Genomic DNA, 26,674 nt, shown 5'->3' on the forward strand with positions numbered 1-26,674 from the left:
ATTGGATATGACCACCGAGTGTCGAAGCGCTGACCGATATGCCATTGCTTCCCGTAACCGGGCCTGCTTCGTGGGCAGAACCGTCTTGCAGGACAAAACCTTCAAGATCAGCGGGGGCGTGCAGTATAAAAAGCTGGCGACAGAGATTTTCACTCTATAAACCACAAAATTCAGTCATAAATCTCGGCAAAAGGGCGATACGCGGAGAAGGATTATCTGCGCTTTGTAGGATTTTTCGCTTTTAAGCGGCATCGAGCATTGCACAGCATTGATGCACCCTCATGTTCACCCGGCACCTGGGTCCCGGGTGAACGATTGCAACAAACAAGCTGTACGGGCTAGGCGAAAGACTTTGCATCCTCTATCCGCAGCGGATCGCCAGCGTGAGCTTCTTTTTGGCCTACAGGCACCTTCGCCGTGACCACTTGTATGGCCATTGTTTTTCTGACTTTCGACGGTTCATATACCGCCACATAGGAGTCCGACTGGCCAAACAATCCCGGTTTGGCCACGGAGTAGCGGGTAATATTCGGCGTGCCCTGAAGAGACTGGTAATGAATATTCCATAGCTTGGTTCTTCTGTCGTACTTCATAAACGCAAAGCCCCCCAACAACGTGTCGGCATTGTTGTTTTGATCCGCCGCGATGCCGTAATCGTAATATTCCATGGCAGCAGCCTGTCCCCATCCGTGTTCGCCGCCGGGTAGCGAGTTGTATTGGGCGTCTTCTTTACCGCCCTCGACATGCCTGACGCGCAACACGTTCTCCTCAAGTTGATCGACCACCAGTGAACAGCCGCCGAAACCGGGTGTAAAAACGTAGTCGGGTTCTGCCCATCCGGGGTGAACCGGTATGTCGACATACCCGCCCTGAGGCGCCCAGTAGCCCGATACAGCGTTGGATTGATCGGGTATTTCACCCGCTTCAATATCGACGATTTTGATGGCATTGAACTCACCCTCCACCGCACCGGAATACCTCATCCGCTGCATTTCAAAAACAAAACGGCTTCCCCCCTGTCTATTCGCAAGTTGCTTGGCAACGCTAGAGGAATAACGAACCTTCCCTGCCTCAAACAGATTGGTGTTGATCGTGACGCGGCTGAATTCCGGCACCGATAGCGCTTGGCGGATGTTGGTCTGTTCGGCTGTAAACGGCAGCCCTTGGTGAGGCCTTCCCCAATCGAGCGGCACGTGTCCCGGGTATCGCTGTTCACCCACGGCGATCACAGGCTCCGATAAACCGTTCGGCAATTGTTTGCGCGTAAATACGGGGCGGCTCAACGCCATCATGTCGGCAGCTTCAATCGCCAGATTACCCACCCCGGATGAAGTAAAGGGCTGCGCACTATTTATACTTTCGGCGTTGTTACCTCCCCTCAATGAAAGCTGTTGCCATTGATCGGGGGCGACTTGCCAGAGTCGCAGTTCCGTAGCCCGATTAGTGTTGGGGTCAACGATGTTGACGTCCACGATGTCGGCATTGAGATTGAAAGAGTTCCTGATCGGATAGACCGCAACCTTGCCTTTTCCATCGATGTTACGGATGTAAAACTGTTGCCCGTCGGTACTTCGAAAGATGCCTTTCGAAGGAGTCAGTCCGGCAATATCCGACGCCTTGACTGCATACCGTTTATAGGTGGCATTGCTGATTCCCTGTGAGGACACCGGTAATGACTGAAGGGGCGCAACGTCACTTTCAGCGACCAATTCCCTGCCCGCGTCCTGATCAGTCACTTCAGTGACGGATGCATCCAGCGCAGGTTGATTCACCGTGCGATCCAGCGTGTGCTGCCAGTTACCGGCAGTGTCTGCTTCAAGGATCGGTTGGTACGCCTGCGGTTTTTTTGGGTGCTGAATTCGCCATTTGCCGATCACCGGATCAAGACGCTTTTCGAAAACATCGCCCTCAACCCGGACATAGTGCCGATCGGCGATCCGGTACTGCCCTTGAGCATTAGGTACGTGGCCCTCCAGGGAAACGTCACTGCGGTAAGCGGCAAGATCAGGCTTCCACAGGCGCTTCTGCCCATTGGCCAGTTCTATCGCGTTGAATTCAGCGTGAGCAGGCGCCGTGAGCAACTCAAAGGCCGGAATACTTGCCCCCATGGTGATCAGGTTGTCCAACACACCGGTGATGTGTCGCCAGCCCGCTTCCTTATCCCCCAGACTCAGATCCTCAACGCCCTCCAAAACCTCATTCATCAACTGTACAGCTGTCACGCCCAACATCACCAAGCCCACGGGCGGTACCAGGAACGAGGCCAGAGTCAGCACCGTCAAGCCCATATCAAGCAGTTGAACGACCAACCCCTGGCGACCGCTGGCATCGGCATCCTCCGTGAGAACCGCCTGGCTACGGGCGTCGAGCAACAGCTGCGCCTTGTATTCCCGGAAAAGCGTTGTCCAGATATCAAACGCTTGATGCCATGGGTCTCCCGACGGATCCAGCACTCGCAACTGCAGCAGAAAGTCAGGTGTCTGCTTTTGACGACGCTTGGTCATCGTATGCTCAGGAAACTCGCGAGGAACCAATTCAGTGAAACTGGTGAAATACTTTGCGCGGTCTTTGTGCTTCACAAAACGACTGAAGAAGTTCTGATAATCGGTGGGAGCCTCAGACGATTGAGAGGCACCCGGATTTTTCCGCGAAAACTGGCTGATCAGTCGAGCTTTGAACGCGCTCAGTGACGGGTAATATTTGACGGGATGGTCGGGGTCGTCCGGTAGATAAGCGATGAGACCTTTCTGCGATCCGGCATCGGCTAATGGCCACAACTTGTCCAGGGCGCTTTGATCATCGGGTTCAGCCAACTCGAAAATGATGCAGCGGTGCAGCGTCATTCCCATGAAACTCAGACTGCGGCTCCATACGCGTTTGCCGTCGACCCGCACGGATTTGTTGCCGCTTATTATCTCCATCAGTGCATGGTGATGCTTGGGTTCGATATCGTCTTTGAGCAAAGCGATTTGGCTCGCCGCCATCAGTGCCGCTTTGTGATAGCCGACGAATACGTCTCTCCATTTACCTTGGGCAACGACATCATCCCATTTCAGCACCTCCTTTATATGTGCCTGGTACTGTCGGCCGAGATTCAGCTCCCTGCACAGTTCAATGAAACGCCCTGTATTCATCGAAACGCGTTTTCGGATCCCTGTCTTTCGCGGCTCGTAGGTAAAAATCTCAGTTCGGTAAAAGTGACTCGGGCGAGCTTCCTCTTCCTCGAAATTATGAAGGGCTGCCTCCAGCAGGGTGAAGTATTCGCTTTGCGGGGAGGAAAAAAGCCGGGCCGGTCGAGTGAGTTCAATCCACGTTTTATTCACATCGAGATCGAGGTTAAAGAACTCACTGATCCTCTTCTTCAACAGCGGTTCAGCAAACTCTTTCAGCGCCTTGACTCCCGCCATGGCGTCGTTCAAAGCAGTGTGCGCCGTCACACTCGCTTCCACCCGTCGTCTTGCTTCAACACGCTGTTCCGGTAATGCCTTATCAAGCCAGACTGGCACGATTGGAGTAAAACTTTTCAACATGTCCAGATTATGCTTCGACATGGTTAACAGCGGCGCAGGCGTTACCGACTTAACGATTTCCATATGCTCAAAAACCGTGGACTTCCCATGACCAGCTAAAACCGAAACAGCACTCGAGCGAAAACCATACAACTCAGTCATGACATCATCCTTGATTTAGGTAAACGAAGAAAAAGTAAATAACAGGCACATTAAAAAAAGAAGCACATGAGTATTACCAAAATTAATTAAGCACTCTTTCTTCCCCCACTTAAAACAAGTAACAACTCCGCCAACGCTGCAATTACAAAATAGTGTTTCTGAATGGAATATTGAGGCGAAACTTTTCCGGACGCTGCAGCACCGGTCACCCGCCTTGCGCGGCATCCTCACCGTCGCCCTTTCTCTACGGCTGATCGCTTCACAATTTTTTCACCAACGCCAACCACCGTCTAAGCTTCAGACAAGTCCTCTCAATCTGCGTAAATGGATCAGTCGACTATGGGCGTTTTATGGCAAACCGATTCGAGAAAAAATGTGGTTCCGACTGAACGTGTGGATGAAACGCCTATACCTGAAAAACCCCGAAGCAGTCGCACAAAGCACGGCTGGTGGGCGTTCTGGTTGTTGTTGCTGATAATCCTGATTGTCCTGGGGCTGGCCGCCGCCAAGGAAATGCGCACGTCGAAGTTTCAATCCCGGGAACTCAGCCAATACGCCGCCAGCCTGAGCTACGAGCTCAAACCCGGTCCCAGCGATGCCATTCGCTATCCGGGGGCGGGTCCTTTCGACCTGCGTCTGGGCTACAGCTCTCTGGATGAATTCCTGCCGCGCCTGATCAAGCGCGACTACGTTGTGGCGTCACAGACCCGGTTTTCCCAAAAATTGATGGACTACACCGACAAGGGCTTTTTCGTGCCCTACGCGGAGAAAATCCAGGCGGGATTGTCGATCACTGATTGCCGTGCGGCACCCCTCTACCAGTACAAATACCCACAACAACTGTATTCAAGCTTTGCAGCGATCCCTCCCGTGGTGGTCAACAGTTTGCTGTTCATTGAAAACCGCTTCTTGCTCGACCCCCGTCAGCCCCGGGCCAACCCCGCGGTGGATTGGCCGCGGTTCGGCATGGCGGCGTGGTCCCAGGTCGCCAAATTGATGCACCTGCCGGGCCAGTCGGCGGGCGGCAGTACCCTGGCAACGCAACTTGAGAAGTACCGGCATTCGCCCGATGGTCTGACCGTGTCCGGCGCGGAAAAAATCCGCCAGATGATTTCCGCCAGCGTGCGCGCCTATCAGGCCGGGCCGGAAACCCTGGAGGCCCGGCAGAACGTGATTCGCGATTACCTCAACAGCGTGCCCCTGTCGGCAGTACCGGGGCACGGTGAAGTGCACGGCATGGCCGAAGGTTTGCGCGTCTGGTACGGCGCCGACTTCAACGAGGCCAACAAACAGCTGGCCAGCAACGCGACAGATCCGAAAAGCATGTCGGAAAAAGGTCTGGCCCTGCGTGAGATGCTGTCTTTGATGATTGCCCAGCGCCGCCCTTCCCACTACCTGACCAAGGGGCACGAGGAACTGGCCGACCTCACCGACAGCCATATTCGCCTGCTGGCACAGAACGGCGTGATCGATGCGCCACTCGAGGCAGCGGCATTGGCCAGCACAGTGACCTATCGCGACTGGCAAACACAGCCCACCATTCAGCCGATCGAAACCAACAAGGGCATCAGCGTGGCGCGCAGTCGTCTGGGCGGGTTGCTCAACCGTCCGCTGTACGACCTCGACCGCCTTGATCTCTCCGCCACCAGCACCCTGCAAGGCGAGCTGCAAACCAAAGCCACCGAGTACCTCAAACGTCTGGCCGACCCGGTTTTTGCGACGCAGATCGGCTTGATGGGCGAACGCCTGCTCACCCCCACCAGTACCGCCCAAGTGCGCTACAGCTTCACGCTGTTCGAACTGACCCCGGACGGCTCGCGGGTGCGGGTGCAGACCGACAGCACCGACCAGCCGTTCGATATCAATGAAGGCAGCAAGCTGGAACTGGGCTCCACCGCCAAGATGCGTGTGCTGACCACCTATTTGCAGATCATGGCCGAGCTGCACGATAAATACGCAACGATGACCATCCCGGAACTGAAGAAGGTCGACGTCCCTGATCAGGACCGTCTGAGTCGCTGGGCCGTCGATTACCTGATCCAGAACAAAGACCGCAACCTGCCGGCCATGCTTGGCGCCGCGCTGGACCGCAAATACTCCGCCAGCCCCGGCGAAGCCTTTTTCACCGGTGGCGGGCTGCATGTGTTCCATAACTTTCGCAAGGAAGACAACGGCCGCATGCCGACGCTGCGCGATGCGATACGTGAGTCGATCAACCTGCCGTTCATTCGGCTGATGCGTGACCTGGTGCGCTACACCACGTATTCGGGCCCCAACAGCAGCGCCGAATTGCTCAAGGACGACCGCGACCCTCGGCGTCAGGAATACCTGGCCTCGTTTGCCGACCGTGAAGGCACATCGTTCCTGCTGAAGTTCTGGAAGAAGTACAAGAACAAGGACACCCAGGCGCGGCTCGAAACCTTTCTTGACGGCATGCGCCCGACCCCGATTCGCATGGCCGCTGTGCATCGTTATCTGCTGCCACAGGCCAGCCAGCAAAGCTTCAACATGTTCGTGCGCTCGCACCTCAACGGCGCCAAGCTCACCGAGAAGCTGACCGACGAACGCCTCCAACGGCTCTACGAAAGCTACGGCCCTGGCGCCTACGACTTGCCGGACCAGGGCTTCATCGCCAAGGTTCACCCGCTGGATCTTTGGCTGATGGGCTACCTGTTAAACAACCCCGACGCCAAGTTCAGCCAGATCGTCAAAGCCAGCCAGTTCGAACGCCAGGAAGTCTACAGCTGGCTGTTCAAAAGCCGTCACAAGCTTGCCCGCGACAGCCGCATTCGCACCATGCTGGAGATCGAGGCGTTCCTCGACATTCACCAGCGCTGGCAGAAAGTCGGCTATCCGTTCGATCACCTGGTGCCGTCGCTGGCCACCGCCATCGGCAGTTCCGGCGACCGTCCAGCAGCCTTGGCGGAGCTGATCGGTACCATCCTCAACGACGGCGTGCGCATGCCGACACTGCGCATCGACAGCCTGCATTTTGCAGCGAACACGCCGTACGAAACCAAACTGATCAATGACCCGGTTGCCGGCAAACGGGTGATGCCTTCCGAGGTGGCCGCAGCCATGCGCGAAGCCTTGTCCCACGTGGTCGACGCCGGTACCGCGAAACGGGTCTCCGGGAGTTTCGTAACGCCTGATGGCAAACCGTTGGCCATGGGCGGCAAAACCGGTACGGGCGATAACCGTATCGAAGCCTTCGGTTCGGGTGGGCGAATTCTGAGTTCGAAATCCATAAACCGCACCGCAACCTTCGTGTTCTACATCGGCGATCGTCACTTCGGCACGTTGACTGCGTTCGTGCCCGGGCAATCGGCCGAAGCGTTCAAGTTCACCTCGGCCTTGCCAGTGCAAGTGCTCAAGGGCATGGCGCCGATCCTGACGCCGTATCTGCAACCGGGGCGCAACACCGAATGTCTGGCACCGACCGCCACGGCGAGCAATTAAACCTCGGAGTCCCAGATCACCGTCACATCGCTTTCGATCCCTCAGGTTGAACGCTGCCCGGGAACCGCCCGGCAGCGATGATCAGATTTCCGAATTCCAGATAACCGTGACGTTGCCCGAATAGGTCTTGGCGACCCCGGTGAGCATTTCTTCGACGTGTTCACGGGTGATTTCGAAGTGCAACTGTCCGGGTTTGCGATCGAGGTAATGCCCCGGCTGGAACAGTTCGGTGCCGCTGCCGTCACGTAGCAACGGACGGCGGCTGACAGGCTGGCCGGTGGCGTCGTTCAGGCCCGAGGGCAAGGTGACGCTGATGTTCAGCGGCACCGCCCCACCGGAATTCGGTTCGTACAACAGGCACTGATTGCCGCCATCACTGTATTGGCAGTCGAGTTGCATCTTGAAACGGCTGGAGGCCGAGATATTGAAGGTCTGGTCGCGGAACAACCGTTCCGGCCTGCGATTGCGCTGCAACCAGGCCTGCCAGCCGCCTTGCGGGATCAGCTCGACGCGATTGCCACCGGGCGGCACTTCGACCTTGAGGGTGTGTTGCACGTCGAGGTTGAAGTTGAAGGTCAAGATGTTGTCGTTGGGAATCATGATGTCGCCGAAGTCGAAATCCTGGTTCGGCCCAACCGTGTAGGTGATCGATCCGGTGTAACGCCCCGTGGACATGCCCAAAGGGTTGGGCGTTTTCAGTTCATAGGCGTATTCGAAGTTGACATACGTGAGCTCGGGCACCTCCATCACGTGAGTCAGACTGCAGGTCCCCGCACCCTCAGGAACAATCCAGAACCACAGTAAAATTTGGCTGTTGCCGGTATTCATCCCAGTCGACACACAAGGCGCCGGAGCGAAGACAAAGGTTCTTGGCGACCACGATCGGGTGCCTCCGGGGCGGGTATCAAAGCGATTGCCAATGCCGGCAATGCGCACCTGAACCGTTTCCCTCTCGCCTTTGTCTGAAACCACTTCGAAACTGCGCCACTCGGAAGGGACTTTAAACATCACACCTTTACGGACATCTACAGGCCCAGGCCCAACATGATTGAGAAGCAACGGCGCATTGGACCTGAAATTGATATCCGATGTACGAATGCTGAAAATCCCAAGGGCCTCGCACCGTCCCGGCATGTGCCCTGGACAGACCCCGCTTTGAGGCGTGGAGTTGACGAATTTGTTCTGCATCGGATTGCTCGGGTCCGGTTTGAATACAGCCGATATTTCTTGCGTGGCGGCAGTCGCACAAAGTGTGAATAGCCACAGCAATGCGCCGACTGAAACACCACCACAACCCGCTCTAGTCATTCGTTTTTTCATGTGCATGGTTCCGTGTTCCGAAAGGGCTCATGGATTCACCGCATCGAACATCAGTTGCACCGTCCCGTAATACTGGCCGGGGGCATACCCGTCGGCAGGTGTTGTTGCGGCGATCTCCAACCGCACCCGTTGACCGACCCGGGCCTGCTGCTCATCCACTACCGGCGTCTCGAGCAACGACAACAACTGCCCATTGAACCGCACCGCCAGATCAATACGCTCACGGCCATTGAACAGAAACGGCTCGGCCACCAGTCGTGCGGAAATGCTGCCGCTGGCGTTTTTCACGTCGAAATGCTCGCGCAATGGCGAGAGTTCGGCGCTGACCGGATTCCACGCCATGACCTGCTCGCGCTCCAGAAACCCCGGATTGACCGGCAACACATAAAACTCGCTAGTGGGGATCGTCACCGAGACGTGGAAGGTTTGCTCTTCACGGACCGCCAGCGCGTGATTGCAGGCCAACAGCCAAGCGGTGCACAGGGTGACCTGGACCCCGCGCTTGAGACCTGAGCGCTTCACCCTTTCACCTCATAATTTTTCTGCGCCGCACCTTCCACCAGTTTGAAGCGGTACTGACGCCCGGCCTGCTTTTCGAAGCGGAACGCCTTGCCCGGCAACACATGGTTCTTGGTGATCGGCTGGCAATCGTTTTCATCGCTGGCGGCGCAGTCCTTGAAGTCATCGACCACCACCACGGTGTTGCCGTTGTTGCTCACCGCGTACTGGCCGGCTCGGTCGTCGATCTGCGTGTTGAAACGCGCCTCCTTGGGCCGCACGAAGAAAATCGTGCCGTAACCGGCCAGCACATTGACTCCGGCCGAGAGGGTCTTTTTGTACTCGTCGCGTTCCTCGCTGGAGACCACGAATTCGTCTTCCTTCTCCGGCACCACCGGCACGAACCGCACGCGAAAATAACGTTCGCGCTCACGCTCGCCCATATACAACAGCCGGGTGCCCTGCATGCCGTTCACCGGCACAATCAAGCGCGCCGGGCTGGCCATCAGACCGTCCCGGGCGCTGCTGTCAGCCTGGGATTTGATCGGCAGTTCCGTGGGTTTACCCTCGGCGTCATAGACGATTTCGTGAATGTTGATCTTGACGAAGGCAGTGCTGTCACCGCCGTTGAAAACCCGTTTCAGGTAGGTGCTTTTGTCGCCATCCAGGTAGTCGTAAACCACCCCGACATTGATCGCCGGCCCGGCCTCGGCCAACAACGGTAACAAGCTTGCACCCAACAGTGCCCATAGACGTTTCATCGCTTTCGATCCCTCAGGTTGAACGCTGCCCGGGAACTTCCCGGCAGCGATGATCAGACTTCCGAATTCCAGATAACCGTGACGTTGCCCGAATAGGTCTTGCCCACGCCGGTGAGCATTTCTTCGACTTTTCCCCGGGCAATTTCGAAGTGCAGCAGGCCGGGTTTGCGATCGACATAAAGCCCCGGCCGGAACAGTTCGGTGCCACTGCCGTCGCGCAGCAAAGGGCGGCGATTGACCGGCTGGCCGGCGGCGTCGGTCAATCCCGAGGGCAAGGTGACGCTGATGTTCAGCGGCACGGCGTCGCCAGAATTCGGTTCGCGCAAATAACAGTGATTGCTGCTATCGCCGTATTGGCAGTCGAGCTGCATCTTGAAACGGCTGGAGGCCGAGATATTGAAGGTCTGGTCGCGGAACAAGCGCTCCGGGCGGCGATTGCGTTGCAACCAGGCCTGCCAGCCACCTTGCGGGACCAGTTCGACATAGTTGCCGCCGGGGGGGACTTCGACCTTGAGGGTGTGTTGCACGTCCAGGTTGAAGTTGAAGGTCAGGACATTGTCGTTGGGAATCATGACATCGCCGAAGTCGAAATCCTGGTTCGGCCCAACCGTGTAGGTGATCGATCCGGTGTAATGCCCCGTGGACATGCCCAAAGGGTTGGGCGCTCTCAGTTCATAGGCGTATTCGAAGTTGACGTAGCTGAGCCCTGGCACCTCGACAACATGATTCAGACTGCAGGTCCCGGCCCCCTCAGGCACAACCCAGAACCACAGTAAATATTGGCCGGTGCCGGTCCCCATTCCGGTCGACAAGCAAGGCGCCGGCGCGTAGACAAAGGTTCTTGGCGACCACGAATGGATGGTGGCGGGACGGGCCACATCAAAACGATTGCCAATCCCGGCAATGCGGACCTGCACCGTTTCCACTTCGCCTCGGTCAGAAACCACATTCAGGCTGCGCCACTCGGAAGGGACTTTGAACATCACGCCTTTACGGACATCTACCGGTCCAGGCCCAACATGATTGAGTAGCAATGGCGCATTGGACGTGAAATTGATATCCCATGTACGAATGCTGAAAATCCCGAGGGCCTCACACCGTGCCGGCATGTGCCCTGGACAGACCCCGCTTTGAGGCGTGGTATTGACGAATTTGTTCACCATCGGATTGCTTGGGTCAGGTTTGAACACCGCCGTAATCTCTTGCGTGGCGGCAGCAGCGCAAAGCGTGACTAGCCACAGCAAAACGCCGACGGAAACCCTCGCGCCAGTCATTGGTTTTTTCATGTGCATGTTCCGTGTGCCGAAGGAGTAATGTCGCGGGCTGCCAACCATGATCAGATTTCCGAATTCCAGATAACCGTGACGTTGCCCGAATAGGTCTTGGCGACCCCGGTGAGCATTTCTTCGACGTGTTCACGGGTGATTTCGAAGTGCAACTGTCCGGGTTTGCGATCGAGGTAATGCCCCGGCTGGAACAGTTCGGTGCCGCTGCCGTCACGTAGCAACGGACGGCGGCTGACAGGCTGGCCGGTGGCGTCGTTCAGGCCCGAGGGCAAGGTGACGCTGATGTTCAGCGGCACCGCCCCACCGGAATTCGGTTCGTACAACAGGCACTGATTGCCGCCATCACTGTATTGGCAGTCGAGTTGCATCTTGAAACGGCTGGAGGCCGAGATATTGAAGGTCTGGTCGCGGAACAACCGTTCCGGCCTGCGATTGCGCTGCAACCAGGCCTGCCAGCCGCCTTGCGGGATCAGCTCGACGCGATTGCCACCGGGCGGCACTTCGACCTTGAGGGTGTGTTGCACGTCGAGGGTGAAGTTGAAGATGAACTCCGCGCCGCCCGTGAGCACGGCCACGTTGTCGCCGAAATCGAAATCCCCGCCCGGCCCCATGCTGTACTTGATGCTGCCGGTGTATTGCCCGGATGACATGCTCAACGGGTTCGGGGTTTTCAGGGCGTAGGCGAATTCAAAATTGCTGTACTGGAATGCATCGACCTCTATCCCAGGCGTCCGGCTGCAAACGCCTGCATTTTCCGGGACGAGCCAGAAAAACAGCGCCGTCCTCGAGCTAGCGGTGAGAAAGCCCGTCGATTGACAGGGGGATGGCGCAGTCTGCCATCGCGATTGCCAGGTACTGCCCGGTATCGCCCAGGCATGAGTTCCCGGCCGGGTAGACGTGGCATGCCCCAGCGCCGCGATGCGCATCTGCACGGTTGCCACTTCCCCGGTTCGTTTGTGCGTCACCTGTAAACTGCGCCACTCCGACGGCACCTTCCACATCGCGCCCTGCCGCGGGTCTCTCGGGTTGGGAGAAATAGGCCTTTGGGTGTGCGCGAGAAAACCATCGACCCGGATGCTGAAAATTTTCAATTGTTCGCATCGCGCGGGCATGTGCCACGGGCACATGCCGCTTGGCGGGGTGGTGTTGATGAATTCGTTCTTCAGCGGGTTCGCCGGATCCGGCGTAAACACCGCCGTGATGTCCTGGGTCAGGGCCTGGGCCGGCAGCGCAAACACACCGCCCAACACCGCCACTAACAGAACCTGTCGTGTTTTCTTCAACATGACTCAGCCTGCGGTTTCAGAAGTGAATGAGGTATCGGCCAGGGTGTCCGGCGTGCAGCGCAGGTCACCGATCATCAACACATCCTGCTCAACGCGGGCCTTGCTCGGGTCGAGGCGGAACTGGCACAGCAACTGATCGCCCCGGCGTACTTGCAGGGTCGGTGAACCGGCGTTCATTTCCATGGAGAAGAAGCCGTCGACCTCGCTGACCCCACGGCTGGCGTGGTTGATGATGTGGTGCCCTTTGAGCGGCAGGCCCTGGGGATCGAGCAAGCGCCCGAGCACGGTCACGGTTTTCATCACCTGGACCTTGCGATAGGCCACGCCGCCCTTGTTCAGGTGATAACTCATGCGTGCCGGTTGAATGCTCGCGGCCGGCACATGGTTGCCTTCGAAATCGAAGCTCACCGAGCCCCTTTTGTAAGCCGTGATTGGCACAAAGTTGCGTCCCGGACGCAACGCGGTGCTGCCGCCGCTGAGGTCATCGGCGCGCAGGGCGATGGCGTCCACGTCAGACTCCACGTCGATAATCATCCCGGCGCCACGGCCCTGGAACTGACTGGTCAGGACCATTTTCTGCCCGCCCACGGCGAAGGTGCTGTCCAGGTTCATACCACCGGTGACATCGCCGCTAAAGGAGGAGCGCTGGGCGAAGGCATCGCCGAGCACGGTGTCGGTCATGAAGCTCGTGGTGCCGGACACACCGAGGCCGTAGGTGTCGGTGATCGCGGTGGCCGAGACGCTTTGCAGAATAAAATCCTGCAAGTCTTTGCGATAGGTCAGCGAGGCGTTGTTGTCGCGCCCGCCATCGCGGGAAGTGCGCGAGCCGATGCTGCCGGAGATTTGCTCGCCCGGACCGCCGAGGGCCAGGCTCACGCTCAGGTCCACACCGCGATTACGCTTGTCGCCACTGCTGGTGCTGCCCGGCCGGTCGAATACGGTGAAACGCCAATTGGCGTCGTTGCCAAACAGATTGCCGCGCTGGGTCCAGCCCAGGTCCAGGCCGACGCCTTCGACATTGCCTTCGCTGTGGGCCACCCGGCCGTTGAGCGAGGTGCGATTGTTCAGGCGATGGGTCAGGGACAGCGACGAGTTGCTGGTCTGGCCGTTGAACACATTGCGCTGGCGAATGCGCGTGCCGTCGGGCAGGGTTTCGTAGGTATTGCGAGTGTCGAGCCAGCTGCGATTGTGGCTGACCACCACGTTGCCCAGGCCGTAGCTGTAGAGCCCTTGGAAATCGAGGCCGGTGCCGTGGTCCTCGGTCTGATAGACGTTGGCGAACAGGCTGGCGTTGTTGGCCACGGTCCAGTCCACGGACGTGCCGTACTGCAACTGATCGCGCACCTGACGCCCGGACAAGCCCAGCACCACTCGTGGGTGCAGCAGGTAGTTGAGCGCGGCGCCGGCGGTCATGTCGCCTTCGGCCTGTTGATCCCAGTTGCTGAGCAGCTTGCTCTCGCGCCCGGCAAACAGGTTGTAGCGCCAGCGTTCGTCGTGGTTGCGCCAGTTGTTCGGTTTGTAGACCAATTCTTGCGTGGTCGAAGTGATCTGGCCGTCTTCGATCAGCCGCACCTCGACCTCGTAGATTCCGCCGGGCAGCGGTCGGGTATCGAGGGTTTGCAAACCGGCGGGCACCGGTTGCGTGTTGATCAGCAGGCCATTGCGATAGATCTCCACCGAGCCGAGTCGGTTGGCGGTGACGTAGATCGGATACACGCTGGGCTTGGGGTTGTTGATCGCCAGGCTGTCGGAACTGCCGTACATCACGCCGACCGCGGTGTCCGGGCTGGCACCGAACGAACGGGGCTGGCGACTCAGGCCTTCGGAGTTGGGCATGAAATAACCCAGGCGCAGAAACTGGCCTTGCAGTTCGCGCTGGGTGTAGAGCTCGTGTACCGCGTGATAGAGCTGATCGTCCGGCCCACCGAGCCGAGCCAGTTGCAGGTTGACACTCTGGGTCCAGTTGCCGAGGCTGCTGCTGGCCTCAAGACCGAACCGGCCGCCGAGGTCTTGATCCTGCCCGCCGTTGAGATTCAGCTGATTGCGCACGATCAGGCCGGTGCTGCCACCTGGCGGCTGCTCGTAATAAGCCTGGGGCTGGTCGGCGCGCTCGGCGTTTTCGGTGACGAGCGAGACCAGGGAATTTTCAAGGTTGTAATGCACGGCCAACAGGTTTTCCGGGCAACTGTTAGTGCAGGCCCCCAGTGGCACGCCTTGTTTCAGATAAGTGGTCAATGCCTCGCGCTCAGTGGCTTTCACGTCGCTGTCACGAACATCGGTTACTTCAAGTAAGGTGATGCGGTCATCACGGGATAACACCACCATCGCCTCACCCAGAAACTGTTGATCACGTTCAATTCGAACCGCCAGCGGAACATCAAAGAAGTGCTCTTCAAACTCGGCCGGCAAACCCTTGGCCTGGGCGAGCAAAGAGCGCGGCATATAATTACCGTTAGTGGGCGCGGCCAGGGCTGCTGAACAAAACAGCAAGGCAAGCGCTGCCGCGATGGGCGTCATCGGGAACATGAACCAGATACTCTGAATGCGGACAGTAAATACGTTGAAACCCGATCGGCCGGTCAGGTAGACGGGCCGATCGGGGCGTGTCATTCAACGAACAGAAGGGTTGCCCTTCAGCGCGCGACCGTGCGCGGTACGGCGTCGAACATCACCACCGGGTTGCCGGTGAACAGGCCGGTTTGGCTTTCGGTCGGTTTAGCGGCGGTGATCACCATGTCGGCCTGCATGCCAGGATTGGAAGGCGCGTCAGCAGCGACTTCGGTTGGCGTGGCGCCCAGCTCTACGCCGCCGATGGCGATGGTCAGAGGGATGGCAGTGGAACCGTTGTACAGCGCAGCAGTGCCGCCTTCGATGTAGGCGTCGATCGAACCGTCGGTGTTTTTCAGGTCGTAGGTCTGACGCAGCGTGCTCAGCTCACCGCTCACATTGTTGTAGGTCATGATTTCGTCCCGGCCGAAGTTCGGATCCCGAGGCTGGGCATGGAACTGTTTCGGTGGAATATCAGCCTTGATGTTGATGGTGGTGCTGGCGTCATCCTTGGCCAGTGCAGCAGTCGAACCGAAAACCAGAACAGCCAGAGGGGCGGCGATTGCAAACTTCTTGAACATGGTTAAGTCCCTGTTATTTCAATAGAGAAGATCATTAAAGGTGCGAACAAGTCATAAACTTGAACATTCAACGCCGGGGCATGATCAACCAATTGAAATATGAAGTAAGCAGGACATGTCCTGCGAACACGTAGTTCGCAAGGCATTTGAAACAGCGAAAAAACGCCGAGAATTGAAAAAAGAGAAGAGTGACCGTAAGAACTAGACTACAAACAGATTAGTTGGTTTTTCCATACAGAAACAACGACTGTAAGAAACGCATGACAGCCTCAATAAACAATAGACGAAAACACTGCTTTAGAGAATTAGCACTAAACCTGACTGCGCGGATATACACCAGTTTTTTCTTTTTCTGCCCGCCAACGCTTCACGGACGTTTTCGCGGGAAGAAATCCCACATGCTGCCGAGCAGCGTCTTGCACCGTTGGTCGAAAAACCTTGCTCCTCCGTAAAGATATATCTTAAGTTGTATCTAAACACGACAAGAGAAAGCAAAAAAATGAGAGACCATCATTCCCACAGAGAACACAGCGACGGCCGCGACGGCTTCGAAAAACGCCCAGGCCCCGGCCGCGAACGGGGTGGCCGAGGCCCGCGGGTTTTCGCCCCAGGCGATCTGAAACTGCTGCTGTTGGCCCTGATCGCCGAACAGCCGTGCCACGGCTATGACCTGATCCGCCAGATCGAAAGCATGTTCGACGGCGCCTACAGCCCCAGCCCCGGTGTGATCTACCCGACCCTGACCTTCCTTGAAGAAAGCGAGATGATCCTGGGCGACGCCGAGGGTGGAAAAAAACGCTACACCATCACCGAGGCCGGACGTCTGTCGTTAAGCGATCAGGCGATCGCACTGGATGGCGTGCGGATGCGCATCGAGGTCAGCAAGCGCTCATTGCGCGGCCATGACCGCCCCGCCGAGATTCACGAAGCAGTGCACAACTTGCGTCATGCCTTGCAGATGCATCACGGCCGCTGGAGCCCGGAAGAAATCCTGCGGGTACGCGACCTGCTTAACAACACCGCCAAAGCCATCGTCGATGGCCCTGTCGTTCAACCCGCTCAGGAGCAAGCCGAATGACTGAAGTGATCGTGCAAACCATCCACCGTGTCAGCCACGAGATCAAACGCCGTCGCCTGGAAGTGTTGCGGGTGGTCGACCTGACGCCGTGCATGCGCCGCATCACGCTGGGTGGCCCGGAATTAACGGGCTTCGTCAGCCTCGGCACGGACGACCACGTCAAACTGCTGTTTCCACAAAACGCGGCGGAACAAGCGGCCCTGGAAACCCTGGTGCTCGGTGCCGGTAAAGACAACGGGCCGATGCCGGCGATGCGCGACTACACACCGCGTCGTTACGACCTGAACACACTGGAGCTGGATATCGACTTCGTGCTGCACGGCGACGGCCCTGCTTCGACCTGGGCCGAGCAAGCCAAACCCGGCCAATTCCTGCACATCGGCGGGCCACGGGGCTCGATGGTCGTGCCGGACATCTTCGATAGCTATCTGCTGATCGGTGACGAAACCGCGCTACCCGCGATCGCTCGACGGCTGGAAGGCCTGGCGGCCAATCGCCGGGCATTGGTGATTGTGGAAGTAGAGAACGGTGCCGAACAGCAGCGTCTGGAAAGCGCCGCGCAGGTCAACGTGATCTGGGTGTTGCGCGAGGGCGGCAAGGACAACCTGCTGAAGACAGTGAAGCAGCTGCAAGTGCCCAGCGGCAATCTGTACGCCTGGGTGGCGACCGAGAGCAAAGTGTCGCGGCAGATACGCCGGGTGTTACTGGATGAGCACGGGCTTAACGAGCAGTTCGTCAAAGCCGTCGGCTACTGGCGGCTGGATGACAGCGAGGAGGAGTGATCCGTGCGGGCGGCGCTATCGGCGCCGCCAAAGCTGTCGATCTATCCCCATCAATAGCAAGGCAATCACCACAAACCCTACCAATAGCCCCCCGGCATTCATGAACACCTGTGGATAACCGAGCTTGCTGACATCAATGAAAGGATAGGGATAAACCGCCAGCAGATGCCCGCGCCACAACGAATACGCAAAGTACACCGCTGGATAGATCACCCACGCAGCGATATGCCGCAGTCGCAACGTGCCTTTCGGCACACAGCGCCACCAATAAGCCAGAAATAGCAGCGGCATGACGTCATGCATCAGCTCATCGGCCAACCATTGCCAGCCTTGCGGATGCCATAAATGGCGCAACAACACGTTGTACGCCAGGCCGACCACGGCGATGCTCACAGCAATCCCACTGCTGACCGACGGCTGCAAAAACCAGCGTCGCGCCGCCGACTCGCGGGACGTCAGCTCACACGTCAGCACGGTCGCCACCAGCGTATTACTCAGCACAGTGAAATAGCTGAAGAAGCTGACCAGTCCACCGAGCAGACTGGCCGCCAGCGTCCAGCGTGAGTAGAAAATCAGGTACAGCTGAATGCTCAGTCCCGCCCAGCCAAGCACTGCAGCCACGGCGACAACACGACGCCTCGCGGCAGAACCTGGCGTCGGTGGGTTGACCATGCTCAGACCGGGCGCTTGGTGCGCATCAACTTCACGTACAGGCGTTCGACTTTCTCCCGCGCCCACGGGGTTTTGCGCAGGAATGTCAGGCTCGACTTGATGCTCGGGTCACTCTTGAAGCAGCGGATATCGATGCGCTCGGCCAGCCCCGACCATTCGTAGTGTTCAACCAGCGCGTTGAGGATTTGCTCCAGCGTCACACCGTGCAGCGGGTTGTTGTTCTGTTCGGTCATGCCGGGCCTTCGAGCGGTGAAAGAATGGGAAGCCGCGCACCTTAGCCGAGGGCTTCCTTGGGGGGAAGCGATCTGTGTGCTGTCAGTTAAATGTAGGTGAAACGCAAAAGATCGCAGCCTCGTTTCACTCGACAGCTCCTACATTGGAATGCGTTCACCTGTAGGAACTGTCGAGTGAAACGAGGCTGCGATCTTTCCCCATGGACTGTTACCAAATCCGAAACGCTCCATGTCAGTAAAAGCGCTTTCTCTATTTGTAAGAGGACATTATCCTTGCGCCCGTCAAGCTGAAACGCTTCCGCTGCCCGCGACATACTGCCGCTTCAGTTCACTTCCCAGAAAAAGACCCAGAATTACTTCCCCTATGCCTTATTTTCAAACTCCGCGAGACAGCGCTGTCTGCAACGCTATTGCTCATAGAAAAGCCCTGAACCTGATCGGTGGCCTCAGCGCCTTCGGTCTCGCCACCTGCGTTCACGCGGCCCCGGCCTTCGATAGCGAGTCACCGTGGATGCTCGGCGACTGGAACGGCACGCGCACCGAACTTTCGGAAAAAGGCTACGACTTCAAAGTCGATTACACCGGCGAAATGGGCAGCAATCTGCACGGCGGCTACGACCATGACCGCACCGCCCGCTACAGCGACCAGTTCGGCCTCGGCACGCACCTGGACCTGCAGAAGATTCTGGGCTGGGACGATGCCGAATTTCAGCTGACCATCACCGAGCGCAACGGCAACAACATCAGCAACGACCGCATCAATGATCCGCGCGTGGGCGGGTTCACCTCGGCTCAGGAAGTCTGGGGCCGTGGCCAGACCTGGCGCCTGACGCAGATGTGGTATCAGCAGAAATTCTTCGATCAAAAGCTCGACATCAAGGTCGGCCGTTTCGGCGAAGGCGAAGACTTCAACAGCTTCCCCTGCGACTTCCAGAACCTGGCGTTCTGCGGCTCGCAGGTCGGCAACTGGGTCGGTGGCATCTGGTACAACTGGCCGGTCAGCCAATGGGCGATGCGCGTTAAATATCACCTGACGCCGGAGCTGTACGCGCAGGTCGGCGCCTACGAGCAAAACCCGTCGAACCTTGATCGCGACAATGGCTTCAAGCTCAGCGGCAGTGGCACCCAGGGGGCGATCCTGCCGGTGGAACTGGTCTGGTCGCCGAAGCTCAACGGCCTGCCGGGTGAATACCGCGCCGGCTACTACTACAGCAGTGCCAACGCCACCGACGCTTACAAGGACAGCAACGGTCAGCCGGCAGCCCTGAGTGGCGAGGCTTACCGCAGCGCGTCGAGCAAACACGGTGTGTGGCTCGGTGTGCAGCAGCAATTGACCAGCCGCGCCAGCGACAACTCCCGCGGCCTGAGCGTGTTCGCCAACGGCACGATGCACGACAAGAAGACCAACGCCATCGACAACTATGTCCAGGCAGGCGTCGTCTACAAAGGCTTGTTCGATGCACGCGCCAAGGACGACATCGGTTTCGCCCTGGCTCGCGTCCACGTCAACCCGGCCTACCGCAAAAACGCTGAGGCGACCAATCAGGCCCGCGCTGTCTTCGACTACGACGACCCGTCCTTCCTGCCGCCGCAGGACACCGAATACAGCGCCGAACTCTATTACGGCGTGCACGTCACGAACTGGCTGACCGTGCGCCCGAACCTGCAATACATCCGCCACCCCGGTGGCGTGGACAAGGTCGATGACGCGCTGATTGGCGGGATCAAGATCCAGTCATCCTTCTAACCAACGCCACAAAACCTGTGGGAGCGAGCCTGCTCGCGAAGAGGCCGTCAGCTTCAACATCAATGCTGACTGACACACCGCTTTCGCGAGCAGGCTCGCTCCCACAGGGGATCGCATCAACCAAACAGTTTTTATCTGAACCATGCCCACGCCAGATCGTCATCTACAGTGAACTTGCGCGGGACTACTTAAAACGTCACGGAGAACCACACTATGAGCACTGATGGTGCTTTGAGTCGAAGCCGTCTGCTGCCGAGCTTGCTCGGTATCCTGCTTCTGCTAATGGGCCTGGCCATGCTGGCCGGGGGGATCAAGCTGAGCATGCTCGGCGGCTCGCTGTATTACCTGCTGGCCGGTATCGGCCTGGTGCTGACCGGCGTGCTGCTGATTGCCGCTCGCCGCGCTGCACTGGGCCTCTACGCGTTGGTGCTGTTCGCCAGCACCGTTTGGGCCTTGTGGGAAGTCGGCCTCGATTGGTGGCAACTGGTGCCGCGTCTGGCCATTCTGTTTGCGCTGGGCATCGTCATGTTGCTGCCGTGGTTCCGCCGTCCGCTGTTGCTCACAGGCCCTGCGCCGATGGGCACCGGCGCACTGAGCGTGGCCGTGGTGCTGGCGGGCGTTGCTGCGTTGGCCAGCCAGTTCACCAACCCCGGTGAAATCAAAGGCCAACTGGACCGCGACAGCGTGCCGGGCATGACCAACACCGCCCCGGCCATGCCCGACGGTGACTGGAACTCCTACGGCCGCAGCGCCCATGGCGATCGTTACTCGCCACTGGCACAGATCACCCCGCAGAACGCGAACAAACTCGTTCCGGCCTGGACCTTCCGCACCGGCGACCTGCCTGGGCCGAACGACCCGGGTGAAACCACTGCCGAAAACACCCCGCTGAAAGTCAACGGCATGCTCTACGTCTGCACGCCGCACAGCCAGGTGATCGCGCTGGACCCGGACACTGGCAAGGAAATCTGGCGTTTCGATCCGAAGCTCTCCACGCAAAACGCGGCGAACTTCAAGGGTTGGGCGCACATGACCTGCCGTGGCGTGACGTATCACGATGACGCCGTTTATGCCTCCGAGCAAAGCCCGACCGGCACCGCCAACCCTGCGCCGGTCAGCAGCGTCTGCCCACGCCGGATCTTCCTGCCGACTGCCGACACCCGTCTGATCGCCCTCGACGCCGACACCGGCAAAATGTGCGAAGACTTCGGCAACAAAGGCCAGGTCGACCTGAGCGCCAACATCGGCGGCTTCAACGCCGGCGGTTACTACTCCACCTCGCCACCGGCCGTGACTAAAGACTTGGTGGTGATTGGCGGCCACGTCACCGACAACGTCTCCACCGACGAGCCTAGCGGCGTGATCCGCGCGTTCGACGTGCACACCGGCAAACTGGTGTGGAACTGGGACAGCGGCAACCCGGACGACACCACGCCGATTGCCGAAGGCAAGGTCTACACCCGCAACTCGCCGAACATGTGGTCCATGTTCGCCGTCGACGAAAAACTCGGCATGCTTTACCTGCCGATGGGCAACCAGACCCCGGACCAGTTCGGTGGCGCACGCACCCCTGAATCGGAACTGCACGCCGCCGGCCTGACCGCACTCGACATCGGCACCGGCAAGGTGCGCTGGCACTTCCAGTTCACCCACCACGACCTGTGGGACATGGACGTCGGTGGCCAGCCAACCCTGATGGACCTGAAAACCGCAGACGGCGTGAAGCCAGCGGTACTCGCGTCCACCAAGCAAGGCAGCATCTACGTGCTGGACCGCAGCACCGGCAAGGCCATCGTGCCGATCAACGAAGTGCCGGTGCCACAAGGCGCTGTCGAAGGTGATCACACTTCGCCAACCCAACCGAAATCCGACCTGAACCTGATGCCGCCGCCGCTGAAAGAGCGCGACATGTGGGGCGTGACGCCGTTCGACCAACTGATCTGCCGGATCGACTTCAAATCCCTGCGCTACGACGGCCCGTTCACGCCGCCATCGCTGCAAGGTTCGATCGTGTATCCAGGCAACTTCGGCGTGTTCGACTGGGGCGGTATCTCGGTTGACCCGGTGCGTCAGATTGCTTTCATGAACCCGGACTACATGGCGTTCAAATCGAAACTGATCCCGGCCGCCGAAATCGCAGCCCAAGGCCCGCGTAAAAGCGAAACCGAAGGCGTGCAGCCGAACAAAGGCGCGCCCTACGGCGTCATCCTCGAACCCCTGCTCTCGCCAGTGGGCCTGCCGTGCCAGGCACCGGCCTGGGGTTACGTGACAGCGGTCGACCTGACCACCAGCAAAATCATCTGGAAACACAAAAACGGCACCGTGCGCGACAGCTCGCCGGTTCCGATCCCGTTGAGCATGGGCGTTCCAAGCCTGGGCGGCACGTTCACCACCGCCGGTGGCGTCGCCTTCCTGAGCGGCACCCTTGACCAGTACCTGCGCGCCTACGACGTGAAAAACGGCAAGCAACTGTGGGAAGGACGCCTGCCAGCAGGCGCACAAACCACGCCGATGACCTACACCGGCAAGGACGGCAAGCAATACGTGCTTGTTGTTGCAGGTGGTCATGGGTCGCTGGGCACCAAGCAGGGTGACTATGTGATTGCGTACAAACTGTCCGAGTAAGTTTTAGCGGCGGTTAAAGGAAAGGCGACTCCTGTGATGGGGGTCGCCTTTTTTTGTGGCCGCTGGATTTCCCGCCACCGGTGGGAGCGAGCCTGCTCGCGAAAGCGGTGTATCAGGCAACATTGATGTTGAATGTTAAACAGCCTTCGCGAGCAGGCTCGCTCCCACATTTGGATCTAGGTTGATCTGAAAAAAATGCGAACGTCCTACAGGTTTGGCTGTTCTGGAGGAGGATTCCGACAGGTTCTATCGGTTGTCGGGTCGGAAGCCAGGGCGATAGGCTTTTAGGGTCGCTGCAAATTCAGCGAACGGGTTTGGTCGCCCAGGTTTAGAATGGCGCACTTTTCGTGCTTGCTTCATGGCGAGCTGTGCGTGGGAGGGCTTTGGCCCTGCCGGGTTCCATTCCCTGGTCGACCAACCTGCGTACGGTTTGCCACCCAACTGCTTGGTCGCAGTCGTGGCGAACTCCTTTTCTTCGAATGGAGCTTCACCATGATCAAAGAAACACCGAATCCCCCGGAAACCGACGACGTTTCCCCCTACGAATCCCTCGATTCAAACAAACTCAATGAAGCCGCCGAACGCGCCCTCGACTACCACTTCCCCTCGATTGCCGACGTCAAAGCCACGCCGCGCACGCCCAGCACCCTGTTTTCCGTGGACTCAGAGGCCTCGAACGAAACCCTCGTGGTTTTTCTGGTCGAGATCCTGGCCTCGGTCGATGTGATGGTCCATCAGTTGGTGGACCATCTAGAGGGTGGATCGCGCAATGCCCTGCTGGGTATTTCAAACAACATCATGCTGGCGGAGATCACGGCAAACCGGGTATTGGATAACATCGACCTACCAAAACCTTCGCCGCACAGCTAATCCCCCCTGAGGGAGCGGGCTTGCTCGCGAAAGCGGTGCTTCAGTCGAAATTAATGCTGAATGACACACCGCATTCGCGAGCAAGCCCGCTCCCACAATGAAACGGTGCACATCAGCGAAATATTGGTCGGCTGTCAGGTCGCAATCGCGAGCAGGCTCGCTCCCACATTGAAACGGTGCACATCAGCGAAATCTTGGTCGGCTGTCAGGCCGCCTTCGCGGGCAACGCGGGCTCATACAAATAGATCGGCATACAACTTCGCTTCTCACCACTTATCAGGCCGAGCGTTAGCTCGCCTGCAGCCCTTGATCTTGATCCACCCGCCCCTTCGGGAGGCTGAGTGGAGGTGTTCATCCGGGGAGTGGCGCGCAGCGCCGTTCGACGCAGTCGAACACGCTGCATGTAGGTCGTCGCGAAGCAGACCGGAGGGCAGTGTCCCCGGATGGATACCGGAGCGAAGGAACGCCGAGCCTGAGCGAGGGGCCGGACGCTCGGGGCGAGCCTTTTTGGGTACTTTTTTGGCGTTTGAAAAAAGTGCCTCGCCGTAAGGGCGAAACCGCCAGCCGCCGTTACCGCAGCAACGGATATGCCCCCATTCAACCCCCAACATGGTCGGCCCAAAGGCCGTCAAGTCAAAAGCACCTGTCAAACCCCTGAACACACACCCAGAAATACCCCAAGCCATTGAAACCACCCCCACCCGCCCCATCTAACACCCATACCCAATTGCGCAGGTGCCCCATGAGCGACCAGCAAGAATTCCCCGAAGACCCGAGCGAATACGCCGACCCAGAGAACGTCGAACACCACTCCCCCGGCAAAGGCCTTGCCCTGCCAGGCCAGAACCTGCCGGACAAGGTCTACATCATCCCGATCCACAACCGCCCGTTCTTCCCGGCCCAAGTGCTGCCGGTCATCGTCAATGAAGAACCGTGGGCTGAAACACTGGATCTTGTGAGCAAATCCGATCACCACTCCCTGGCCCTGTTCTACATGGACACGCCCCAGGAAGATCCGCGCCATTTCGACACCTCGGCCCTGCCGCTCTACGGCACACTGGTCAAGGTGCATCACGCCAGTCGCGAAAACGGCAAACTGCAATTCGTCGCCCAAGGCCTGACCCGCGTGCGCATCCGCACCTGGCTCAAGCACCATCGCCCGCCGTACCTGGTGGAAGTCGAATACCCTCACCAGCCCACCGAGCCGACCGACGAGGTCAAGGCCTACGGCATGGCGCTGATCAATGCGATCAAGGAACTGCTGCCGCTCAACCCGCTGTACAGCGAAGAGCTGAAGAACTACCTCAATCGCTTCAGTCCCAACGATCCGTCGCCGTTGACCGACTTCGCCGCCGCACTGACCTCGGCCACCGGCAGCGAGCTGCAAGAAGTACTCGACTGCGTGCCCATGCTCAAACGCATGGAAAAAGTCCTGCCGATGCTGCGCAAGGAAGTCGAAGTCGCGCGCCTGCAAAAAGAGATTTCCGCCGAAGTTAACCGCAAGATCGGCGAGCATCAGCGCGAGTTCTTCCTCAAGGAACAACTCAAGGTCATCCAGCAAGAGCTGGGGCTGACCAAGGACGACCGCAGCGCCGACATCGAACAGTTCGAGCAACGCCTGGAAGGCAAGGTTCTGCCGCCCCAGGCGCAAAAACGCGTCGAAGAGGAAATGAACAAGCTGTCGATCCTCGAGACCGGTTCGCCGGAGTATGCGGTCACCCGCAACTACCTCGACTGGGCGACCTCGGTGCCGTGGGGCGTGTACGGCGAGGACAAACTCGACCTCAAGCACGCGCGCAAGGTGTTGGACAAACACCATGCCGGCCTCGACGACATCAAGGACCGCATCCTCGAGTTCCTCGCGGTTGGGGCCTACAAAGGCGAGATCAGCGGCTCCATCGTGCTGCTGGTCGGCCCGCCGGGCGTGGGTAAAACCAGCGTCGGCAAATCCATTGCCGAATCCCTCGGTCGGCCGTTCTACCGCTTCAGCCTCGGCGGCATGCGCGACGAAGCCGAGATCAAGGGCCATCGCCGCACCTACATCGGCGCGCAGCCGGGCAAACTCGTCCATGCGTTGAAAGACGTCGAAGTGATGAACCCGGTGATCATGCTCGACGAGATCGACAAGATGGGCCAGAGCTACCAGGGCGACCCGGCCTCGGCGCTGCTGGAAACCCTCGACCCGGAACAGAACGTCGAATTCCTCGACCACTACCTGGACTTGCGTCTGGACCTGTCGAAAGTGCTGTTCATCTGCACCGCCAACACCCTGGATTCGATCCCCGGCCCGTTGCTGGACCGGATGGAAATCATCCGTCTGTCGGGTTACATCACCGAAGAAAAAATCGCCATCGCCAAACGTCACCTGTGGCCGAAACAACTGGAAAAGGCCGGCGTGTCCAAAGGCAGCCTGAGCATCAGCGACAGCGCGTTGAAAGCATTGATCGACGGATATGCCCGTGAAGCCGGGGTGCGCCACTTGGAAAAAGAACTGGGCAAACTGGTGCGCAAAGCCGTGGTGAAATTGATCGACGAGCCGAAAGCGGTGATCAAGATCGGCCCGAAAGACCTCGAAGCCTCACTCGGCCATCCAGTCTTCCGCAACGAGCAAGTGCTGTCCGGTACCGGTGTCATCACCGGGCTGGCCTGGACCAGCATGGGCGGCGCGACCTTGCCGATCGAAGCCACGCGCATTCACACCCTGAACCGTGGCTTCAAACTCACCGGGCAATTGGGCGATGTGATGAAGGAGTCGGCGGAAATCGCCTACAGCTACGTCAGCTCCAACCTGAAGTCGTTCGGCGGTGATCCGAAGTTCTTCGACGAAGCCTTCGTTCACCTCCACGTCCCGGAAGGCGCCACCCCGAAAGACGGCCCGAGTGCCGGCGTGACCATGGCCAGCGCCCTGCTCTCGCTCGCCCGAAACCAGGCGCCGAAAAAAGGCATCGCCATGACCGGCGAACTGACGTTGACCGGGCATGTACTGCCGATTGGCGGCGTGCGCGAAAAGGTGATTGCGGCGCGGCGGCAGAAGATCTTTGAATTGATTCTGCCGGAGCCTAATCGCGGTAGCTTTGAAGAATTGCCGGATTATCTGAAAGAAGGGATCACCGTGCACTTTGCCAAGCGGTTTGCGGATGTGGCGAAAATCCTGTTCTGACCCCGTAACTGATCGTTCCCACGCTCTGCGTGGGAACGATCATCTCCCGCAGCGCTGTCACACTTTGTCTCATCTTCAGTTATGCTCGCCGTTCGTCG

General features: G+C 58.7%; 17 protein-coding genes. 7 read left to right on the top strand and 10 right to left on the bottom strand.

All coding sequences use genetic code 11. The features are described from left to right. Positions 1-338: 338 nt before the first annotated feature. On the bottom strand, positions 339-3,671 hold the full coding sequence (locus tag JFU47_RS11810; protein WP_201183095.1) for a dermonecrotic toxin domain-containing protein: 3,333 nt from the start codon (positions 3,669-3,671) through the stop codon (positions 339-341). A gap of 339 nt (positions 3,672-4,010) precedes the next feature. On the opposite strand from JFU47_RS11810, the gene JFU47_RS11815 reads away from it, so the two are divergent. After that, positions 4,011-7,130, top strand: coding sequence for a transglycosylase domain-containing protein (locus JFU47_RS11815; protein ID WP_140677067.1), 3,120 nt, complete (start codon positions 4,011-4,013; stop codon positions 7,128-7,130). Between the two features lie 81 nt (positions 7,131-7,211). Here the strand turns inward: JFU47_RS11815 and JFU47_RS33110 are convergent, their stop codons facing one another. From JFU47_RS33110 to JFU47_RS11850, 7 genes are all read right to left on the bottom strand, one after another. Further along, entirely contained in the window at positions 7,212-7,871 is a 660-nt protein-coding gene (locus JFU47_RS33110) for a hypothetical protein (RefSeq protein ID WP_242485112.1), read from the bottom strand. Positions 7,872-8,477: 606 nt separating this feature from the next. Then, entirely contained in the window at positions 8,478-8,972 is a 495-nt protein-coding gene (locus tag JFU47_RS11825; protein WP_342215372.1) for a CS1 type fimbrial major subunit, read from the bottom strand. Beyond that, positions 8,969-9,709 (bottom strand): molecular chaperone, encoded by a 741-nt coding sequence (locus JFU47_RS11830; protein ID WP_201183096.1) that lies wholly within the window; start codon positions 9,707-9,709, stop codon positions 8,969-8,971. The genes JFU47_RS11825 and JFU47_RS11830 overlap by 4 nt, the downstream gene beginning before the upstream one ends. A 53-nt stretch (positions 9,710-9,762) precedes the next feature. Further along, on the bottom strand, positions 9,763-10,995 hold the full coding sequence (locus JFU47_RS11835; RefSeq protein ID WP_242485113.1) for a hypothetical protein: 1,233 nt from the start codon (positions 10,993-10,995) through the stop codon (positions 9,763-9,765). Positions 10,996-11,045: 50 nt separating this feature from the next. After that, positions 11,046-12,281: a hypothetical protein gene (locus tag JFU47_RS11840; RefSeq protein WP_201183097.1), complete on the bottom strand. Its 1,236-nt coding sequence runs from the start codon at positions 12,279-12,281 to the stop codon at positions 11,046-11,048. A gap of 3 nt (positions 12,282-12,284) precedes the next feature. Further along, positions 12,285-14,807, bottom strand: a complete 2,523-nt coding sequence (locus JFU47_RS11845) for a CS1-pili formation C-terminal domain-containing protein (RefSeq protein ID WP_201185221.1) — start codon at positions 14,805-14,807, stop codon at positions 12,285-12,287. Between the two features lie 107 nt (positions 14,808-14,914). After that, complete coding sequence (locus JFU47_RS11850; protein ID WP_201183098.1) at positions 14,915-15,409, bottom strand: CS1 type fimbrial major subunit; 495 nt, start codon at positions 15,407-15,409, stop codon at positions 14,915-14,917. A 499-nt stretch (positions 15,410-15,908) separates the two neighbouring features. Here JFU47_RS11850 and JFU47_RS11855 point away from each other — a divergent pair, with 499 nt between their 5' ends. Then, a complete protein-coding gene (locus JFU47_RS11855; protein ID WP_201183099.1) occupies positions 15,909-16,487 on the top strand; it encodes a PadR family transcriptional regulator in 579 nt (192 codons plus the stop codon). Continuing rightward, a complete protein-coding gene (locus JFU47_RS11860; protein WP_201183100.1) occupies positions 16,484-17,269 on the top strand; it encodes a siderophore-interacting protein in 786 nt (261 codons plus the stop codon). Before JFU47_RS11855 ends, JFU47_RS11860 begins: the two co-directional genes overlap by 4 nt. A gap of 15 nt (positions 17,270-17,284) precedes the next feature. Here the strand turns inward: JFU47_RS11860 and JFU47_RS11865 are convergent, their stop codons facing one another. Both JFU47_RS11865 and JFU47_RS11870 read right to left on the bottom strand, forming a co-directional pair. Then, complete coding sequence (locus tag JFU47_RS11865; protein WP_201183101.1) at positions 17,285-17,941, bottom strand: Pr6Pr family membrane protein; 657 nt, start codon at positions 17,939-17,941, stop codon at positions 17,285-17,287. A gap of 2 nt (positions 17,942-17,943) precedes the next feature. Further along, positions 17,944-18,174, bottom strand: coding sequence for a VF530 family protein (locus JFU47_RS11870; RefSeq protein ID WP_007944895.1), 231 nt, complete (start codon positions 18,172-18,174; stop codon positions 17,944-17,946). A 364-nt stretch (positions 18,175-18,538) separates the two neighbouring features. Here JFU47_RS11870 and JFU47_RS11875 point away from each other — a divergent pair, with 364 nt between their 5' ends. From JFU47_RS11875 to lon, 4 genes are all read left to right on the top strand, one after another. Beyond that, complete coding sequence (locus tag JFU47_RS11875; RefSeq protein WP_201183103.1) at positions 18,539-19,921, top strand: carbohydrate porin; 1,383 nt, start codon at positions 18,539-18,541, stop codon at positions 19,919-19,921. A 213-nt stretch (positions 19,922-20,134) separates the two neighbouring features. Further along, positions 20,135-22,546, top strand: a complete 2,412-nt coding sequence (locus JFU47_RS11880) for a glucose/quinate/shikimate family membrane-bound PQQ-dependent dehydrogenase (RefSeq protein WP_201183105.1) — start codon at positions 20,135-20,137, stop codon at positions 22,544-22,546. A 492-nt stretch (positions 22,547-23,038) separates the two neighbouring features. After that, entirely contained in the window at positions 23,039-23,416 is a 378-nt protein-coding gene (locus JFU47_RS11885; RefSeq protein WP_201183106.1) for a DUF6124 family protein, read from the top strand. 742 nt (positions 23,417-24,158) lie between these two features. Continuing rightward, entirely contained in the window at positions 24,159-26,576 is a 2,418-nt protein-coding gene (lon, locus tag JFU47_RS11890) for an endopeptidase La (protein ID WP_201183109.1), read from the top strand. Positions 26,577-26,674 lie beyond the last annotated feature (98 nt).

Source organism: Pseudomonas sp. TH39(2020) (assembly GCF_016650715.1).
Classification (GTDB): domain Bacteria; phylum Pseudomonadota; class Gammaproteobacteria; order Pseudomonadales; family Pseudomonadaceae; genus Aquipseudomonas; species Aquipseudomonas mandelii_C.